This is a genomic window from Orenia metallireducens (genome assembly GCF_003001995.1).
GTDB lineage: Bacteria > Bacillota > Halanaerobiia > Halobacteroidales > Halobacteroidaceae > Orenia > Orenia metallireducens_B.
This window is the reverse complement of sequence record NZ_PVNB01000021.1, coordinates 1-20,006: the sequence shown is the minus strand read 5'-3', so window position 1 is coordinate 20,006 and position 20,006 is coordinate 1. Positions and strand designations below refer to the sequence as shown.

Annotated in this window: 19 protein-coding genes, 1 tRNA gene, 1 rRNA gene and 1 other annotated feature; all 21 genes read right to left on the bottom strand. The window is 33.0% G+C overall.

Translation table 11 applies throughout. The annotated features are described in order from the left end of the window. Positions 1-89: 89 nt before the first annotated feature. Positions 90-734 (bottom strand): RNA polymerase sporulation sigma factor SigH, encoded by a 645-nt coding sequence (gene sigH, locus BX659_RS13440; RefSeq protein ID WP_097018179.1) that lies wholly within the window; start codon positions 732-734, stop codon positions 90-92. Between the two features lie 101 nt (positions 735-835). After that, entirely contained in the window at positions 836-1,648 is an 813-nt protein-coding gene (locus BX659_RS13435) for a VanW family protein (RefSeq protein WP_253250742.1), read from the bottom strand. Positions 1,649-1,652: 4 nt separating this feature from the next. Then, positions 1,653-2,384 carry a 23S rRNA (guanosine(2251)-2'-O)-methyltransferase RlmB gene (gene rlmB, locus BX659_RS13430; protein ID WP_097018181.1) on the bottom strand — a complete coding sequence of 244 codons (732 nt, stop codon included), beginning with the start codon at positions 2,382-2,384 and terminating at the stop codon, positions 1,653-1,655. A gap of 106 nt (positions 2,385-2,490) precedes the next feature. Continuing rightward, complete coding sequence (locus tag BX659_RS13425; RefSeq protein WP_216358797.1) at positions 2,491-3,816, bottom strand: FAD-dependent thymidylate synthase; 1,326 nt, start codon at positions 3,814-3,816, stop codon at positions 2,491-2,493. Between the two features lie 22 nt (positions 3,817-3,838). Further along, positions 3,839-4,234 carry a Mini-ribonuclease 3 gene (locus tag BX659_RS13420; RefSeq protein ID WP_097018182.1) on the bottom strand — a complete coding sequence of 132 codons (396 nt, stop codon included), beginning with the start codon at positions 4,232-4,234 and terminating at the stop codon, positions 3,839-3,841. 240 nt (positions 4,235-4,474) lie between these two features. Next, complete coding sequence (gene cysS, locus BX659_RS13415; protein WP_097018183.1) at positions 4,475-5,905, bottom strand: cysteine--tRNA ligase; 1,431 nt, start codon at positions 5,903-5,905, stop codon at positions 4,475-4,477. 5 nt (positions 5,906-5,910) lie between these two features. Beyond that, positions 5,911-6,558, bottom strand: a complete 648-nt coding sequence (gene cysE / locus BX659_RS13410; RefSeq protein WP_097018184.1) for a serine O-acetyltransferase — start codon at positions 6,556-6,558, stop codon at positions 5,911-5,913. 42 nt (positions 6,559-6,600) lie between these two features. Next, positions 6,601-6,827, bottom strand: a binding site (T-box leader). A gap of 12 nt (positions 6,828-6,839) precedes the next feature. Then, positions 6,840-8,297 carry a glutamate--tRNA ligase gene (gene gltX, locus BX659_RS13405; protein ID WP_097018185.1) on the bottom strand — a complete coding sequence of 486 codons (1,458 nt, stop codon included), beginning with the start codon at positions 8,295-8,297 and terminating at the stop codon, positions 6,840-6,842. A 124-nt stretch (positions 8,298-8,421) separates the two neighbouring features. After that, positions 8,422-9,192, bottom strand: a complete 771-nt coding sequence (locus BX659_RS13400) for a HutP family protein (protein WP_172431913.1) — start codon at positions 9,190-9,192, stop codon at positions 8,422-8,424. A 9-nt stretch (positions 9,193-9,201) separates the two neighbouring features. Next, complete coding sequence (gene ispF / locus BX659_RS13395) at positions 9,202-9,675, bottom strand: 2-C-methyl-D-erythritol 2,4-cyclodiphosphate synthase (protein WP_097018187.1); 474 nt, start codon at positions 9,673-9,675, stop codon at positions 9,202-9,204. Further along, positions 9,672-10,364, bottom strand: a complete 693-nt coding sequence (ispD, locus tag BX659_RS13390) for a 2-C-methyl-D-erythritol 4-phosphate cytidylyltransferase (protein WP_097018188.1) — start codon at positions 10,362-10,364, stop codon at positions 9,672-9,674. The genes ispF and ispD overlap by 4 nt, the downstream gene beginning before the upstream one ends. Before the next feature lie 72 nt (positions 10,365-10,436). Further along, a complete protein-coding gene (locus BX659_RS13385; RefSeq protein WP_097018189.1) occupies positions 10,437-11,537 on the bottom strand; it encodes a PIN/TRAM domain-containing protein in 1,101 nt (366 codons plus the stop codon). A gap of 308 nt (positions 11,538-11,845) precedes the next feature. Next, positions 11,846-12,343 carry a CarD family transcriptional regulator gene (locus tag BX659_RS13380; RefSeq protein WP_097018190.1) on the bottom strand — a complete coding sequence of 166 codons (498 nt, stop codon included), beginning with the start codon at positions 12,341-12,343 and terminating at the stop codon, positions 11,846-11,848. A gap of 75 nt (positions 12,344-12,418) precedes the next feature. Next, positions 12,419-13,507 carry a DNA integrity scanning diadenylate cyclase DisA gene (disA, locus tag BX659_RS13375; protein ID WP_097018191.1) on the bottom strand — a complete coding sequence of 363 codons (1,089 nt, stop codon included), beginning with the start codon at positions 13,505-13,507 and terminating at the stop codon, positions 12,419-12,421. Between the two features lie 4 nt (positions 13,508-13,511). Then, positions 13,512-14,873 (bottom strand): DNA repair protein RadA, encoded by a 1,362-nt coding sequence (gene radA, locus BX659_RS13370; protein ID WP_097018192.1) that lies wholly within the window; start codon positions 14,871-14,873, stop codon positions 13,512-13,514. Positions 14,874-15,102: 229 nt separating this feature from the next. Further along, positions 15,103-17,535 carry an ATP-dependent Clp protease ATP-binding subunit gene (locus BX659_RS13365; protein WP_216358798.1) on the bottom strand — a complete coding sequence of 811 codons (2,433 nt, stop codon included), beginning with the start codon at positions 17,533-17,535 and terminating at the stop codon, positions 15,103-15,105. A gap of 12 nt (positions 17,536-17,547) precedes the next feature. Further along, positions 17,548-18,579 carry a protein arginine kinase gene (locus BX659_RS13360; protein ID WP_097018193.1) on the bottom strand — a complete coding sequence of 344 codons (1,032 nt, stop codon included), beginning with the start codon at positions 18,577-18,579 and terminating at the stop codon, positions 17,548-17,550. A 15-nt stretch (positions 18,580-18,594) separates the two neighbouring features. Beyond that, on the bottom strand, positions 18,595-19,104 hold the full coding sequence (locus BX659_RS13355; protein ID WP_097018194.1) for a UvrB/UvrC motif-containing protein: 510 nt from the start codon (positions 19,102-19,104) through the stop codon (positions 18,595-18,597). 4 nt (positions 19,105-19,108) lie between these two features. After that, positions 19,109-19,570 carry a CtsR family transcriptional regulator gene (locus BX659_RS13350; protein ID WP_097018195.1) on the bottom strand — a complete coding sequence of 154 codons (462 nt, stop codon included), beginning with the start codon at positions 19,568-19,570 and terminating at the stop codon, positions 19,109-19,111. 257 nt (positions 19,571-19,827) lie between these two features. Beyond that, positions 19,828-19,903: transfer RNA gene (locus BX659_RS13345), tRNA-Asn, on the bottom strand. 9 nt (positions 19,904-19,912) lie between these two features. Continuing rightward, positions 19,913-20,006, bottom strand: a 5S ribosomal RNA gene (gene rrf / locus BX659_RS13340); the annotation flags it as partial.

The following is a 20,006-nucleotide window of genomic DNA, read 5'->3' as shown; positions in this document are numbered from 1 at the left end:
AGGTCAAGAACTAAATAAAACAATTTAATTTAATTATTAGAGATTTAAATTGATTAAATTAATTTATTAGGCACTTACTCCAGTTTAACCTAAATATCATTCTTTTCTAAAAATTCTTCTAATTTCCTTTTGACACGTTGTAAAGCATTGTCCACTGACTTCACATGACGCTTTAAAGAAATAGCTATGTCTTGATAACTCTTTCCTTTCAAATATTCCATCAAAACCTTTAGCTCCAAATCACTTAACATTTTTTTTATACTGGTCTCTAAAATTTCATAAGATTCATAAGTTATAAATAATTCCTCAGGATTAGACAATTTACTACTTCGTAATACATCTAATAACGTCCTATCAGATTCTTCACTAAAGATTGGTCGATTAAGAGATATATAAGAATTTAGAGGCTGATGCTTTTGTCGTGTTGCTGTCTTGATAGCAGTAATAATCTGTCTAGTAATACACAACTCAGCAAAAGCACGAAAAGAGGCCAATTTGTCAATTCTGTAGTCTCTAATCGCCTTATAAAGTCCAATCATACCTTCTTGTATAATATCTTCTCTATCTGCACCAATTAAGAAATAAGACCTTGATTTAATCTTTACAAAGCTTTTGTATTTTTTTATTAAATATTCTATAGCTAACTTATCACCACTTTGAGCATATTCTACAATTTCATCATCTGTCATATTATCATAATCAATATATTCTTGGTAATTTAGATTCTGTTCCACCCATAATCCCCCTCCACCCTATCCTCAAGATTACATCCTCTATTATAACTTATGTAATCTTTCTTAGTCAAGGTAGATATGGGTGTAACTTTTTCCTTAATTTAATTTTTAGGATTAATTTTAATAATAGTATCTTTAGGTGAATAAATATCCTTAGAAACAAATTCATTTTTTATAATTTTATTCCCCTTTTTTACTACTCTTCTTACTAATATCTCAAACCCCTTTGCACCAGGCTCTACAATTTCTTCTGTTCCTGAAGGTAACCCTCTATCAATCTCCCTTAGCACTTTAGGCTTTAGTACTTTTTTAGCAGAAGTTATAATTTCAACATACTCACCTTTATCTTTACCTAAGACAGTAATTGTTAACTTATTCTTAACTATCTTTGCTATGATAATTATAGGAGAATCACTATTATTTCTAAACTTAAAATCAATATAATTATAATAGACTGTGGCACCTCTGCCCATGGGAATATAAGACACCGGGCGAGAATGATTATCTCTTTCTATAATCTCCAAGTTGGCTAGTAAGACAGAGTTATACAAGGTCGAAGATACTTGGCATATCCCGCCCCCTATTCCCTGTACAAATTCTCCATTTATAATCTCTATAGCCTCTTTGTATCCCGCATCCTTAGTCCTTGGACCTACCACTTCATTAAAGGAGAATATTTCTCCTGGCATAATCAACTGACCATTTATCTTTTTGGATGATATGGCTATATTTTTATACCTATTCATTTCCCCTTTATCAAAATAAGTTGTATAAGTAGATATAATATCAGTTAACTGATAAACCTCTATATTATTTATAATACTTTTATCCAAACTATTAGCATAGACAATCTTTGAAGATATAAGAACCATTATAATAAATAAAGAATTTATCAAAGTTGATTTATTTGACACTTTACTACTCCTCTCTTTGGCGTACAGTCTCATAAATCAATATACCAGTAGCTACTGAAGCATTTAATGAATCTACATGACCTTTCATCGGTAATTTAATTAAGAAGTCACACTTTTCTTTAACTAGACGTCTCATACCACTACCTTCACTACCTATGACTAACCCTAATGCCCCCTTTAAATTGGCTTGATAACAGGTTTGCTTTGCATCTATATCAGCACCACCAATCCAAAATCCAGCATCCTTTAACTTATCTATAGTTCGAGATAAATTAGTTACTTGAGCAACTGGTACATATTCTATTGCGCCAGCTGATGATTTAGCTACTACAGGAGTAAAGGAAACAGATCTCCTATTAGGAATGACCACTCCTTGTGCTCCAGCTGCATCAGCAGTTCTTAATATAGAACCGAAGTTATGAGGATCCTTTAGTTCATCTAGTAAAATCAATAATGGCTCATCACTCTCTTTTTTAGCATGTTCAATTAAATCATCTATATCCCAATATTTTAACTCCTCAGCTACAGCTATTACTCCTTGATGAGCATGAGAATCTGCCATGCTATCTAATTGATTATTGTCTACCTTCTCTATTTTTATATTTCTCTTCTTAGCCAGCTTATAAATCTCATCAATCGGTCCACCATGAGCCGAATGTAATACTAATATCTTTTCAATTCTTCTGCCTGCTCTTAAAGCTTCAATTACAGGATTTCGTCCTTCAACATTGACCATTATTATTCCACCACTTTCATTTTTCTTTTACCTTTAAATTATATAAAGATCACAATATTTTTTCAAACAATCTCTGACAAAGTTATTTTAATTCTAATAATATAACTTAAGATAAAAACTTCTTTCTCATCTCTAGTTGTTTTCCACATGTTAATTTACCTTCTTTACACTTGCCATGTATACAAGAAGGGAGAGAATTTTCATATAATATCTCAGATAACTCTCTTAAAACTCTTAATTTCTTAGTAGATAACTTCCTTATCTCCCACTGTGCATTCATACAGATTCTTTCAGCTAACATAGTATTATCAATTCTAACATTAGTCGAAATTATCAACTTAATTTGATCACAATTTAATATAAACGCTAATGCTTTCTCCTCACCATACTCCTTTAATATATACAGTCTAAACTCTTTAAACTCATTAACTAAGTTTAAATATTCCTGACAAAAAGCAGACTTTTTGATACTTGGAGGTATAACCACTTCTCTTTTTGTATCTAGAATAAGGTTAGTTAAGTCTTCTCTATGATTCTCTGGTAATCTATGGCGAATCTGTTGATGATAAGTAACCATACTACACATCATCCCAAAGGTAGTTCTAGCCTGCTCAGCAATACTTTCATGGCCATAGCCTAGGACTCTTTGTACCAACCCTTTAGCTTTATCAGTAGCCTCTTCTCCCCATAATTCTAACTTCTTAGAAGGAGTAATTGCAGAAGTGCTGGTTATTGCCCCAAGACCTACCTTTAACTCTAAATTATCGAAAGCATTTAATAATATCATATTATCAGCAGAAGATATTCTGTCCATATCATCTTTGTATAAAAGCTCCATTAATTTTATATTATTAGTATTATGGTTATCTTCTAATAATTTAACCAGAACATCAGGCAAATATTTTATAAGTTCAGCTCTAAAACCCTCAAACAACTTAAAATATCTTGTATCATAGAGCAGAGCAAATAGTTCACAGAGCTTATTCCCAGTCATAGCTACTGAAATATTAGTCTTAGCGGAAAGAGGTAAGATATACCTTCCATCTTCTATCGGAATTTCATATTTATAATGCTCCTTCTTAGGTCTTCCTTTAAAATCCCCCTCTTTTAATTCAGATATCTTTTCATATAGCTTAAATGCTCTATCAGTTAACTCTTTAGCCTGTCTACTATCAGCACTTGATAATTTAGGCAGAGAATAACTCTCTTCACCCATCGTTACATACCTTTGACTTTGTTGTACATAGGAGTCTTTGAGTTCACACAATAAGGTACTTTGCACTCTATTAATACCTTCAGCTATGAATGAAATATTGACTACCTTCAAAGCCTCTTTAAGAGTGTCTATATTTAAAGTTTTAATATTATTATCTTTAATCCATGACTCTACCTTGGCTAACCCAGTCTCTTCAAAGTTACTAATCTTCATCATCTAAACCCTCTTCCTTAACTGACTATAATATTTCTTTAATCTTATTAAATACTTCTAGTAATCTTTGCTCTTTTCCTGCTAAATATAAATAACCAATTAATGCCTCAAAGGCTGTGCTATATTGATAATCAGCAGGATTTGCATTCTTAGGGACATTTGTTTTAATATTTCTACCTCGCCGGACAATGACAAGCTCTTCTTCTGTTAAGTCATCTCTCAATTTTTCTAGTAAACTTGCTTGAGCTGTAGCATTGACATATTGGATAACCTCTTGGTGTAGTTGATTTGGCTTTGCCATATTTTTTTCTAAGACCAAATTTCTAATAAATAATTCAAAAACACTATCACCTATATAAGCCATTGTATCTGGCGCTAAGAGCTCTGGACGACTTGGGAATTCAATTAATTCATCAAACATTCTTTCCCCCTCCAATTAAGATAACTTTATTTATTGTGCTAGCTGAATTAAGAAAATTAGTATCGGGTTATGGGGATATGGCGACACTTTTTAACCCAAAGAATAATTAATAAAGTATAAATAATAGTTAAACTCTAAATCATTATACACTCAATGAAGATAATCATTTTATTTATTCACTATTCATTATTATTTATTATCTGTAAAAATGTCGCATTATCCCTCATTTTATCCCCTCCACTACTTCAAACTCCACTCTGCTCCTTGTGGAGTATCTTTGACTTCAATCCCCAATTCATCTAATCTATCTCTAATCTCATCAGCTAATTGGTAGTTTTTATTCTGTCTCGACTTCTCTCTAACATCTAGTAATAGTGAAATCAAAGGGTCAACTAAATCATTATTACCTTCTTTCTTTTCTACTAGAATTCCTAGAACATCCTTAGCAAAATTATCAAACAACCCTTTTATCTTCTCCAAACTCACCTTAACTTCAGCAGTTAATTCGAAAGTAGGGTTATTGACAAAGCGATTGACCTCTTTGGCTAACTCATGGAGTACACCTATTGCTAAAGCTGTATTAAAATCATCATCCATAGCTTCTATTAACTTCTCTTTCTTCTCTTGATAGACACTTAATAGCTCTGCTCCACTTAAATCCCCTGCAACAACCTCAAGTGCTAGTAGAGAATCTATCTTATTTACGGTATTCTCTAATTTATTCAAGCTCTTGGCTGAATTATCTAATTCCTGGTCACTAAAATTAATTGGACTACGATAATGATTAGAAATCAAGAAGAACCTCACTACCTCAGCTGGATACTTATTCAAAATCTCTCTAGTAGTAAAGAAATTACCTAGAGATTTAGACATCTTCTCCCCATCAATATTGATATAACCATTATGCAACCAGTAGTTAACTACCTTGTGGTCACAGCAAGCCTCACTTTGAGCAATCTCATTCTCATGGTGAGGGAAGGTCAAATCTACTCCACCTGTATGGATATCAAACTCTTCACCTAAATATCTTTTAGACATTGCAGAACACTCAATATGCCAACCAGGTCTACCTGCCCCCCAAGGGCTCTCCCAACTTGGCTCACCATCTTTACTTGCTTTCCATAGAACAAAATCTAATGGATTCTCTTTCTTGTCACTTACTTCTACTCGAGCACCTGCAACTAAATCATCTAAATTCTTCTTAGATAGCTTTCCATACTCACTAAATTTGCTCACCCTAAAATAAACATCGCCATTACTCTCATAAGCAAATCCATCCTCTACTAACCTATTAACCATCTCAATCATATCATCAATATGCTCTGTAGCCTTAGGGTAAATATCTGCTTTTCTAATATTTAACCTTTCTATATCTTCAAAAAAAGCAGTAATAAATCTATTTGCTAACTCTTGAACACTGATCCCTTCCTCATTGGCTCTATTAATCATCTTATCATCAATATCAGTAAAATTCATCACATGCAATACATCATACCCTTTATACGTTAAATAACGCTTGATAATATCTGGTACCATAAAGGCTCTAGCATTTCCTATATGAAAATAATCATAAACTGTTGGTCCACAAGAGTAGATCTTAACCTTCTTATCTTCCAAAGTCTTAAAAATCTCTTTTTCTCCTGATAAAGAATTATATACCTTTAAAGTCATCTTACTCACATCCTTTCAATCATCGGTTCTTCTTCTAACTTTCTGATTCTTTTATTCATACAATTTAACATTTCCTGTACTGGGTCTGGTAAATCACCATGATTTAAGTCAACACACTTATCCTTTATCTTCTTACCATCTTTAATCACAATTCTACCTGGTATCCCTACAACAGTGCAATTATCAGGAACTGGATTTAAGACTACAGCTCCTGCTCCTACCTTAACATTATTCCCAATCTTTATTGAACCTAAAATCTTGGCACCAGCACTGACCATCACATCATCGCCTAAAGTCGGGTGCCTTTTTCCGGTCTCTTTTCCTGTCCCACCCAAAGTTACCCCTTGATAAATAGTAACATTATCGCCTATTTCAGTAGTCTCTCCAATAACAACTCCCATTCCATGGTCTATGAAGAACCCTGAACCTATTTTAGCCCCTGGATGTATCTCAATCCCTGTTATAAATCTAGCAAACTGAGATATAATTCTAGGAATGAGCCTTAAACCAATATTATATAATGGGTGAGCTATCCTATAGAAAATAATTGCATGCAAGCCCGAATAAGTTAATAAAACCTCTAATATACTGGTAGCTGCTGGATCACGCTCAAAAATAACAGTAATATCATCTTTAATTTTTTCCAATAACATTATTTATCACCCCCAAGTAAAAAGACCTGTCATCCCCTTTAATTCAGAGACGACAGGCCGTGGTTCCACTCTGCTTAGCTACCCTACTAGTAAGATAACTCACTTTCTAGTCAAATAACGCTGACTAAACGAAATAACCTACTAATACTTTTTCAGCTATTTAGCTCAAGGGGGCATTCAATTAGATATTCTTAAAGGTATTTTCAGCCTATGATACCTTCTCTCTAAAAGAATTAATCTAATTTACTAATCCCTTTCATAGCCATTATTTTTTATAAAACTCACCTTAAAGATAAAGCTTTATCTAGCCTATTAGCACATTCTTCTTTTCCTAATAAAGCAATTACATTATATAACTCTGGACCTGACCCTTTTCCTGTTAAAGCAAATCTAGTTGGGTGATAGAATAATCTTCCTCCAACAGGTAACTCTTTAAGAGTCTTTTTTAACATCTTCTTGATCTCTTGAGGATCTAAAGTTTCTAAAGCAAGGATATTATCCTTTAAAGTTTCAAAGACTATGTCCACTTTATCTTGCTTAAAATCCTCCACCACCTTCTCTTTATCAGTATATTCTAATTCACCAAAAAAGATATCAAGATGATCAGTAATTTCTGCCAAATAGTCCAAAGAACCTCTCACAGTGTCTACTAATAAGCCAATCCACTCTTCAGATTTATCAGATAGATCATAACCTGCTTCAAGAATATAAGGCTTTGCTAATTCTACTATTTGATCTAACTCAGCGGCTCTGATATACATTCCATTCATCCAATTTAGCTTTTCTACATCAAAAACAGCAGCACTTTTATTAACTCTCTCTATAGAGAACTGCTTAATAATATCTTCCTTATTTAATATCTCTTCTTCATCCTCTGGAGACCACCCTAGTAATGATAAGAAATTAATTAAGGCTTCAGGTAAATATCCCTTTTTACGATATTCACTTACATATACATAAGCCTCTCCACTTCTTTTACTCAACTTAGACTTATCAGTGCCTAAAATCATTGATAGATGAGCAAATCTAGGAGACTTCCAGCCCAAAGCCTCATATAATAATTGCTGCTTTGGAGTATTAGATAAATGGTCTTCTCCCCGAATAACATGACTAATCTTCATTAAATAATCATCTACAACTACTGCAAAGTTATATGTAGGGATACCATCAGACTTTACTATTACAAAATCATCAATGACCTCACTACTAAAAGATACTCTTCCGCGAATTAAATCATCAACAATAAGCTCTTTTTCTTCCTTAGGAACTTTGAACCTAACAACAGGTTTTCTACCTTCTGCTTCTAGCTTATCCTTTTCATCTTGACCTAAGCAACGACATTTTCCAGTATAACGTGGTGGTTGACCTTGTTGACGCTGCTCTTCTCTCATTTCATCTAACTCTTCAGGAGTACAATAACAATAATAAGCTAGATCCTTATCTAAAAGCTCATCTACATACTCCTGATAAATATCTAACCTTTCCATTTGTCGATAAGGTCCATGATCTCCTCCGACTTTAACACCTTCATCCCATTCTAGACCTAACCAATCCATCTCACGATGAATAACCTCTTCAAATTCATTAGTAGAACGCTCTCTATCTGTGTCTTCTATTCTTAGAATAAAAGTTCCATTATTCTTTTTAGCAAATAAGTAGTTAAATAAAGCTGTTCTAATATTTCCAATATGTATCTGCCCCGTTGGACTTGGAGCAAATCTTACTCTAATATCACTCATATAGTTCTCCTTCCTATAATTTATAATTATTTTTATTATAAAACATCTTATAAGCCTTTGCAAGCTAACTATCCTCTTGCTAAAACAAAGGGCAACCAGTTTAACTGACCGCCCTTATATATTATTAAATTACACTCATACCTACAGATAGCTGTTCTGGTCCATCTACCAAAGCATGTCCAAACTTTCCAAATACGGCTACCGCTAGCCTACCTTCACCTCGTACAATAGCAACTTTAAATCCTCCACCCAAACCAGGATTAACCAGATTAAGTTGAGTATAAGCATCCTTAACTGCATTAGATACAGCCATCTTCTCTCTTAAGTTTTCTCTGATAACTCCTCGAGCAATGGCCGCTACTGTTGTACTTTCTCTTAATTTAATAGGTAAATTTTCAGCATTTGCACCAGTTTGAGTAATAGCAACTCTATACCCATACCCTTTAATCTTATCTAACCAGTAATTTTCATATTCTCTACTTCTAGTCATCGATAAGTAAATAGCAGAGCTTTCTGGAGATAACTTTGCAGTTCTCTCTTCTTTAACATAACCCGATACAATATCAGAAGAAGTAATAATACCAACAAGCTCTCCTTCATCATCCAAAACTGGAACTCCACTAATCTGATTATCTGATAATAGCTGAGCAGCTTCTTGAATGCTCTTATTTTCATTTATTGTGATTACTTCTGCTTTCATAACCTCTTTAATAAGTATATTTAAATTATGCTGATTTACTAAATCCCCATCAGTTACAATCCCTATTACTTGCTTACCATCTGCTACTACTACTTTTCCAATACTATTTACACTCATTAACCGTTCTGCTTCTCCAACAGTTGCTTCTGGACTTACTGTAATTATAGTCGAACTCATTAGCTCTTTAACTAACATTATTTATACCTACCTCTCTTTTACACTTACTATTGCTTCTGCTGCAATCCCTTCTTCTCTGCCAACAAAACCCAATCTTTCTGTAGTTGTTGCCTTGATGTTTACTTTATCTAAATCAGCGTCTAGAACCTGAGCTATGTTCTCTTCCATTCGCTTGATATAAGGTGCTAATTTAGGCTTTTGAGCAATAATTACACCATCTAAATTATTAAGCTCAAAACCTTTATTAAAGATTAGTTTACTTACTTCAGCTAATAATTTTAAACTAGAAATACCTTTATATTGGGGGTCATCGTCGGGAAAGTGACGCCCAATATCTCCTTCTCCAACCGCTCCTAATAAAGCATCTTTAATAGCATGTAATAAAACATCAGCATCAGAGTGACCCTCTAATCCATGGGAATAATCTATCTTAACTCCACCTAATATTAAGCTTTCACCTTCTACCAATTTATGAACATCGTAGCCAATACCTACTCTCATACCAACCTCCTTGATATAATTCTTTCTGCCAATTCCAAATCTTCTGGAGTAGTTATCTTTAAATTTTCATAAGAGCCTTCTATAACTCTTATCTCTTTATTCAACCTTTCTACTAAGCTAGAGCTATCTGTGCCTAAATAATCATCCTCACAAGCTCTTTGATAAGCCTCTAATATCAAATTTCTTCTAAAAGCCTGTGGTGTCTGAATAGCAATTAAATTATCCCTTTTTGGAGTATCAACAACAACTTTATCTTGATTGATTATTTTGATTGTATCTTTTACTGGAACACCAATAGCCACTGCCTGATACTTTTCAACCTCTGTAATTATATGTTCAATTAGCTCATTTGTCAATAATGGTCGAGCACCATCATGAATTAAAATAAAATCAGCATCTTCAGATACAGCCTTCAATCCATTGTAGACCGATTCTTGCCTCGTTGCTCCACCTGCTATTATTTTACTCACTTTATTAAAATTATATTTATGTATGATTTCAGATTGACAATAGTCTAACTCTTCACTTTGAGCAACCAATATAATCTCATCAATACTAGAACTGCTTTCAAAGATAGTAATTGTATGTGACAAAATCGGCTTACCACCTAATAATAAAAACTGCTTGTTCTTATTAGCTTCCATCCTCTTACCTTGTCCTGCTGCCGGAATTACTACACTTACTTTCATTAAAAACTCCTCCATTAAGTCCAATCATTAATAATTGATTGCCAGCAGTTGCCAGCAATCAATTATTAGTTACTATAAAGCTTGTCTAGCTAAAAATTTAGGTTTAGCAAATATCATTCTACCAGCAGATGTCTGTAAAATACTTGTCACCAGAATATCTATATTATCACCAATGTAATCTTTACCATGATCAACGACGATCATAGTACCATCATCTAAGTAACCTATACCTTGTCCTGGTTCTTTTCCATCTTTGATAATCTTAACTTCCATCTCTTCACCTGGTAACACTACTGGCTTAACAGCATTAGCTAATTGATTGATATTCAAAACAGAAACACCTTGCAGTTCAGCTACCTTATTTAAATTATAATCATTAGTAATTACTTTACCATTTAAAACTTTAGCTAATTTAACCAATTTACTATCTACTTCATCAATATCATGGAAATCTTGTTCATAAATTTCAACAGTTATTTCCAGCTCTTTTTGAATTTTCTTTAAAATATCTAAGCCTCTCCTACCACGATTTCTCTTTAAAAGATCAGGAGAATCAGCAATATGCTGTAATTCCTCTAAAACAAATTTAGGTATAATCATTACACCTTCAATAAAATCAGTTTGACAAATATCAGCTATTCTACCATCAATGATCGCACTTGTATCTAAAATTTTATAACTTGCCCCTAAAACTTCTGAATTATCAACCTCTATTGAATTATCCTTCTTATTAGCTTGTATTAAAATATTAAATAATTCCTTACTCTTATTAACCGCTAGATTCCAACCTAAATATCCCAAAATCAAATTAATAGCTATTTGAATCCATAAACCAAATGTAGGAATAGACTGTATTGAAAAAGCAATGACAATCAACACACCTAAAAGCAATCCAACTATCAATCCACAGATACCTGCTATAATGTCCTTACCAGGAACTCCTTCTAAATTATTTTCGAATTTGACTATAAACTGTACAATCTTCTCTACTATATAAGGTAATAATATGAATCCTAGTAAAGCTCCTACTATTATTCCATAGATATTGTTATTGGTAACAAGGTTGTACAAATCCAAAGTTATCTCTTCAGACAAACCCAAATAATCTACAATCTGATAACCTAACACTCCTCCAACAGTAGCAAAAACTAATCTCCAAAACTTATTTAACACCCTTCTCACCTCCTTTTTAGAATAGTTACCTATTCTTCATTAAAGTTTTAAATTAATCATTCTTATTTATCCTTTTGACTTCTTACAACTATTAGATAGAAAGACAAACCTTCCTATTTTTTATCTTTTTTAAACAAGCATCATTACCATCCAACTTAACTTTAATTTAAATACCAGTCTACAGTTCAATGGTTATACTATCCTAAAATATTTAAATTTAAATATTTTATGAAAAATTTCCTTTAAATAAAAAATTTGATAATTATTACTCACAAAGCTAAAACGCCAGGTAAACCTGACGTCAAATTTTATTCTTCTTCAAATTCTTGTTCCTCAAATATAGTATTGATTTTTTCTTCAACTTCCTTTTCATCTTTACCTTCAGCCAAAACTAATTCACTGATTAAAATTTGTCGAGAATTATTCAACATCTTTTTCTCTCCTGTTGACAGACCTTTAACAATATCTCTAATAGTTAAATTTCTAACAACCTCTGCCACTTCAAAGATATCTCCCGTCTTTATCTTCTCAGTATTAGCTCTGAAACGTCGATTCCAGTTTTGAGACATCTCACTTTGGTCTCCCTTTAGAACTTGATAAACTTTAGAGACCATATCACTATTAACTACATTACGAAGTCCAATCTCTTCAACATTATCTTTAGGAATCATAACCTTCATATCACCAATTGGTAATTTCATAATATAATATTGCTTCTTCTCTCCTAAAATCTCTTTTTGTTCTATATCTATAATTGTTCCGGCACCATGGTTTGGATAAACAATCTTATCTCCCACTTCAAACATTAACACAACCCCCATTCAATGCATGATACTCCCTTTAATTATATCATATATGCCTTATAATGTCAATGAATACCACTAAATATGCCGATCTAATAAGACTTGATCCCTTAACCGCTTCAATCCTTCTTTTATAGCCTGGGCTCTTACTTCCCCAATTCCATCAACATCATCTAATTCATCAATAGATGCATTGAGTATCTCTTGAAAATCCCCAAAGACCTCTACCAAGTTTTCAATAACTGCCATTGGTAGTCGGGGAATCTTTCGTAATAACCTATAACCTCTAGGTGAAATAGATAGATCTAAAGCATTTATATTACCACCATAACCTAAGTGCTTACTTATTGTGGATAAACTGAGCAATTCATCGGATACATATGAAGAGAACTTTTCAAAAATATCAATAGATTCTTCGTCATTTACCTCTTCTTCACCTTCCATCTCAGCTTGATAATCCTTAATAATTAATAATCCCTCTTCTTTAACATTGGCCACTAACTCTTCTAACTGCATCTTAATCAAACGACCCTCACTACCTAGCTCATTGATATACTTCTCTATTTCTTCAACAATCCTTAATACCATCTCTGCCCTCTGAACAGCAGTAGCTACATCAGAAATAGTAACTAAATCTTCAAACTCCAAAGCACTTAAATTAGTTAAGACTTGGTCTAAAACACTCCTGTACTTTTCTAAGGTCTGAATTGCTTGATTAGCCTTTGTTAAAATAACACTAATCTGCTCTAATATATATTTTTTATCTTCTTTATATAAAGTTATTATATTTCTTCTTTGAGAAATTGATACAACAAGTTCTCTAGTCTGTTTGGCTATTCTTTCAGCAGTACGGTGTCTAGTACCTGTTTCTACCGAAGAGATTGAAGGATCAGGAACCAATTGTGTATTAGCACACAAAATTCTCTGGGCATCACTACTTAATACAATCGCCCCATCCATTTTAGCAAGTTCATATAATCTAGTAGGAGTCATCTCACAATTAATATTAAATCCTCCATCAACAGCCGCTAAGACCTCTTCACTATCACCTACTACAATTAAAGCCCCAGTCTTAGCTCGTAAAACATTCTCTAATCCTTCTCTAAAAGGGGTTCCTGGAGCAACCAATTTTAAGATTTCAGTAAACTCTTCATCATTGAAACTCATTTATTCACCCCCCTAATATAAGATCCAAGACTTGATAGACATTACTAACTCCACAAATCTCTATATCTGAATAATCTAATTCTTCACTATTACTTTTAGGTATAATAAATTTAGTAAAGCCCAATTTACTGGCTTCATTAATTCTCTTTTCAATTTGACTGATGGCTCTTACTTCACCAGATAAACCAACTTCACCCAAAATAACAAAATCTTGAGGTATAACAATATCTCTAAAACTAGAAACAACTGCTGCAATCAACCCCAAATCTACTGCTGGTTCATCAACTTGAAAACCACCAGCAATATTAATATAGACATCTTGTCCTTGGATGTGAATTCCTAACTTCTTCTCTAATACAGCTAAAAGTAAAGAGACACGTTTGTGATCTACCCCTGTTGTCATTCTACTTGGTGTCCCAAAGTTAGCAGAACTCACCAAAGACTGTAGCTCTATTAAAATAGGTCTGCTTCCTTCCATACAAGGAATAATAACAGAACCTGAAACATTATCAGCCCTTTCTGAAATAAATAACTGGGAAGGATTTAAAACCTCTGCTAAACCACCTTGTCTCATCTCAAAGATACCTATCTCATTGGTAGATCCAAAGCGATTTTTGACAGCCCTTAAAACTCGATATGTATAATGACGATCTCCTTCAAAATACAATACCGTATCTACCATATGTTCCAAAACCCTTGGACCAGCAATGGAACCTTCTTTAGTAACATGACCAACAATAAAGATTGGAATATTGTTCTTTTTAGCCAACCTCATCAGTCTCCCTGTCCCATCTCTTACTTGACTAACGCTTCCAGGAGCAGATTCCAAATTGGGATTATATATGGTTTGGATAGAATCGATGATTAATAAATCAGGATTTAACTCTTCAACATTATTGATAATGGTTAATAAATTTGTTTCTGCTAATATATACATACTTGAGTTAACAGTTTTTAATCTATCAGCCCGTAATTTTATTTGCCTTGATGATTCTTCCCCTGATATGTATAAAATTTTATCGTATATCTGACTAACATTATAGGCTGTTTGCAATAAAAGAGTGGATTTACCTATTCCAGGATCTCCTCCAATTAGAATTAAGGAGCCCGGGACAATTCCTCCACCTAATACTCTATCTAACTCTGAAAAACCAGTCTTCTTTCTATCTTCTGATTTAATCTCTATCTCACTTATCTTTTCTGGTTTTATATTCGTAGTCACCTGTGATTCCTTTTTCTGCTCTTTAGTATCAATAATCTCTTCAACTAATGTATTCCAGCTATTACACCCTAAGCACTTTCCACTCCATTTTAAGGCCTGATAACCGCATTTTTGACATATATACCTTCTTTTCTTCTTTGCCATTAAAAAATCACCTAATTAAATAATTAATATCATGCATTTTATTATAACATTTTTTTGTAAAATTAACAAGTAAGCAAGCTTTTATGAAGATTTAAGGTCAACAAGTGATTTTATAAAGGTTTTAGACATGTTTTGATAGATTAATATGTTAATATCACCAGTTATTAACACTATAAAGTTGAAATGATATAAAAAGAAAGCAGGGTGAATTCACCACTGCTCCCTTCTGCTATTTAGTAAATTTTAGAGAATCATCCTCAAAGTCTATCTTAATAGTATCACCATCATCAAATTCTTTAGATAAGAATTTTTCAGCAAGAGGGTTCTCAACAAGGCGTCTTATCGTTCTACGCAAAGGTCTTGCACCAAATTCTCTATCATAACCTTCTCTAACAAGCATCTCTTTAGCTGCTTGGCTCATCTCAATTTTTATATTACGCTCTTTTAATCTATTTTCTAATTCTTCTAGCATTAAGTCTACAATCTCTTTAATATGCTCCTCACCAAGTGCATGAAAGACAATAATCTCATCTAACCTATTTAAAAATTCTGGTCTAAATGTCTCTTTTAACTTTGTTTTTACTCTACTTTTCATCTCTTCATATTCTTTATTCTCTACATTAGTTTCGATAGTTTTAAATCCAAGACTACCTGATTTATTCTGGATAACATTAGCTCCTACATTTGAAGTCATAATCAAGGCTGTATTTCTAAAGTCTACAGTTCTCCCCTGTGAGTCTGTTAATTGACCATCTTCTAGTACCTGTAATAATATATTAAAAACTTCAGGATGAGCTTTCTCAATCTCATCAAATAAGATAACTGAATAAGGTCGTCGCCTTACCTTCTCAGTTAATTGTCCACCTTCATCATGACCAATATAACCTGGAGGGGAACCAACCAGTCTAGAGACTGAATGCTTTTCCATATATTCTGACATATCAATTCTAATCATTGCATCTTCATCATCAAACATTACTTCAGCTAATGTTTTGGCTAATTCTGTCTTTCCTACACCTGTTGGACCTAAGAAGATAAATGAACCAATTGGTCTTTTAGGATCTTTTAATCCTGCTCTAGATCTTCTAATAGCTTGAGAAACAGCGTAAACAGCTTCATCTTGACCTATAACTCGATTATGAAGCTCTTCCTCCAAATTAAGCAACTTATCTGACTCTGCTTCAGCTAGCTTCATAACAGGAATGCCAGTCCAGTCAGAAACTATTCCAGCAATACACTCTCGAGTAATATCAGTATTGTTCATTCCCTTTTCATTCTTCCACTCAGTCTTTACCCCTTCTAAACGTTCTTTAATACTCTTTTCTTTATCCCTTAACTTAGCTGCTGCTTCAAACTCTTGAGCTTTAATAGTTGCTTCTTTTTCTTGTTGAATTTTTTCTAATTCTTTATCCAACTCTTTTATCTCACTTGGAGCAGTATTCTGTTGTAACCTAGCTTTTGAACCTGCTTCATCTATTAAATCAATGGCTTTATCAGGTAGGAATCGGTCAGCAATATAACGATGGGATAATTCTGCTGCTGCATTGATTGCATCATCGGTAATTTTAACCCTATGATGAGCTTCATAAGCATCACGCAACCCTTTTAAAATCTTTTTGGTATCTTCTACACTAGGCTCTTCAACTCCAACTGATTGGAATCTTCTCTCTAAAGCAGAGTCTTTCTCAATATATTTACGATATTCATCTAAAGTTGTAGCTCCTATAGTCTGTAGTTCACCTCTAGCTAAAGGTGGTTTTAGAATATTAGCAGCATCGATAGCACCTTCTGCTCCTCCAGCACCTACCAATGTATGCAACTCATCAATGAATAAAACAACATCTCCAGACTCTTTGATTTCATTCATTACTGCTTTTAGTCTCTTTTCAAACTCTCCTCTATATTTAGAACCTGCTAATAAAGAACTTAAATCTAAGGCCAATACCCTTTTATTCATTAAGGTTTCAGGAACATCACCTTCTACAATCTTTTGAGCTAACCCCTCGACAATTGCTGTTTTTCCTACACCTGGTTCACCAATCAAACATGGGTTATTTTTTTTGCGACGACTTAGAATCTGGATTACTCTTTCTATCTCTTTACTCCGTCCAATTACTGGATCTAGCTGATTCTCACTAGCTAATTGAGTTAAATCTGTACTGAATTGCTGTAAATTCTTTGAGCTAGTTTTAGGAGAATAATTCCCTTTTCCACTAATATTAGTCCCCCCTAATAATTTAATAATTTCTGATTGGATCTTATTGAATTCTGCACCTTCTTCATTTAAAACTCGTGCAGCTATTCCTTCTCCTTCTTTAAGCAGTCCTAGTAATAAATGCTCTGTTCCTATATAGTTATGACCTAAACGCCTTGCTTCTTCCAAAGATAAATTTAAAACTTTCTTGGTTCTAGGAGTAAAAGGTAGATTATTATCACTAACCTCTTCTTTCCCTTTTCCAATCATCTCTTCTACTTTTTTTCTTAATTGCTCTAAGCTAAAACCACTGCTTTTTAAAGCTTTGGCAGCTATTCCTTCTCCTTCTTTAATTAAACCTAACAACAAATGCTCTGTTCCTATATAGTTATGATTAAATCTCTTTGCTTCTTCTTGAGATAACGCCATTACTTTTCGAGACCTGTCAGTAAATCTACTAAAAATCATTTAACTCCCTCCTCACTGTAACCTTTCTCTTATCAATTGTGCTCTATAAATATGTCTATCTTCTATTGTCATCTCTTCTCCTTTAAGCACCTGTAGAGTAGCCGGTCTAATAATTACCATGAGCTGATTTAAAATCGTAGATTCTATGTCTTCTATTATACCCAAATCAATACCCAATCTTACATTTGAAATAAGCTTCATTGCCTCCTCTACAGATATCTTATAAGCATACTTTAAAGTGCCATAAGCACGATAAATCTGATCTTTTAAAAATATCTCTTTTTCTTTTAATAAGATCTCTCTAGCATTTCTTTCCTGAGTAATAATTTGATGAGTTACTTCTATTAAGTTCTCTATTATCTCATCTTCAGACCTTCCCAAAGTTACTTGATTGGATATTTGATATAAGTTTCCTACCGTTTCGGTTCCCTCACCATACAACCCTCTAACTGCTAAACCTAGTTGAGATATTGCAGATATAAATTTTTTGACCCTATTTACCATAGTTAAGGCAGGTAGATGAACCATTATAGATGATCTTAATCCTGTTCCTACATTTGTAGGACAGGATGTTAAATAACCATACTTTTCATCAAAAGCTATATTGATTTCTTGCTCTAGGTAATCATCTATTTTATCGGCCATCTCCCATGCCTCTTGCAACTGTAAACCAGGTAAAAGAACCTGCAAACGCAAATGATCCTCTTCATTGATCATTAAACTAATAATTTCTTCAGAAGATAATGCTACTGCATTATTGATATTTTTTTCAGATAAATCAGGACTAATTAGATGTTTTTCTACTAGCATATTCCTCTTATTCTTAGACAAATCACCTAATTCTAATAAATTTAAATCAAATTTATTATTATTTAATAATAAATTATTAATCTTACCTATTACTTCTTTTAACTCATCATCACTTGCTTGATTAGTAAATCTAATGTTTTCCAAATTACGAGCTAACCTGATTCTACTACTGATTACCACATCAGAATCCGGCCCTGTCTTTTTCATCCATTGACTTATAACTTCACCAGTCATGATCCCCCTCCTTTCTTATTCACCAATTTCATCTTTCAATTCTTTAATTTCATCTCTAAGCTCTGCTGCTCTTTCAAATTCTTCTTTTGCTACTGCTTCATCCATTAACTTTCTAAGTTTTTTGACCTTTCTTTTAGCCATTACTTTCTCTCCAGCCCTTTTAGGTATCTTTCCTGTATGTCTGTTATTTCCATGAATTCTTCGTAAAACTTTATCTATCTTGTCTGTAAAGGAGTTATAGCACTCATTACAACCTAATCTACCACTTTTACTAAATGTGTCATAAGTCAACTCACAAAATTCACATTTAATGTTATTATTTGATAAATTAATTTTATGGTGAGGATGAAACTGATTATTTAATAATCCAGTCAATAGATTATTAAAAGAAAAATCAAGACCAAAATCTAAGTCTCCAGTTATATGAGCACATTCTTCACAAAGATATATGTCCTCTTTTTCCCCATTAATAATCTTACTTACATGTACTTTTGCATCATTCTCTTGACAGTTTTGACATAACATATACTCACCCCTTTTCTCTTAACAAAGTCTCTAAGACATTTTTAAGCAATCGAGCCCTTACTTTATCCCTTGCCGGCAAGCTTAATCCTATACTATCTCTATTGACCATGGTTTTTAATAATGACTTTTCTGAAAAACTTATAATATCTTCTTCAAATAATCGTTCTATTATACTAAAAGATTGTTTTTGATTAATATAATTTCCTATTATATTGTATAATCTATTTATTAGATTTTGATTAATATCTAAACTAAGCTTTGTAATTTTAATATATCCATTTCCACCACGATAACTCTCTATTATATAACCTCTTTCAACAGAAAATCTAGTTTTTAAAACATAATTAATTTGAGAAGGTACACACTTAAATTTATCAGCTAATTTATTTCTTTGGATTTTTATAGTGCTATTAGCTTCTAATAAACTTTTAATATAGTCTTCTATATTATCAGAAAGACTTTTCATACCAATCTCTCCTTAAATTGACTTTTCTGACCTACTCTGACCTTTATCTATATTATATAATAAAAACAGTATAAAAGTACAAATCCTATTAGGTCTTATTAATAGCAATTATTATTAATTAGCTCTCTCAGATTAATTATTACTTAACTTTATACATAAAATCTTTTTATAATATTAATAATTAGTATTCAACAGAAAAAAATATATATACAAATAAAAAAAGATACCTTAAAAATAAGGTATCAAAAAATAAAAAATGGCTCCCCGAGCAGGACTCGAACCTGCGACTCGATGGTTAACAGCCATCTGCTCTACCAACTGAGCTATCAGGGAACACTACGATTCTGGCAGTGACCTACTCTCCCACAAGGCTGCCCCTGCAGTACAATCGGCGCTGGAGGACTTAACTGCTGTGTTCGAAATGAGAACAGGTGTG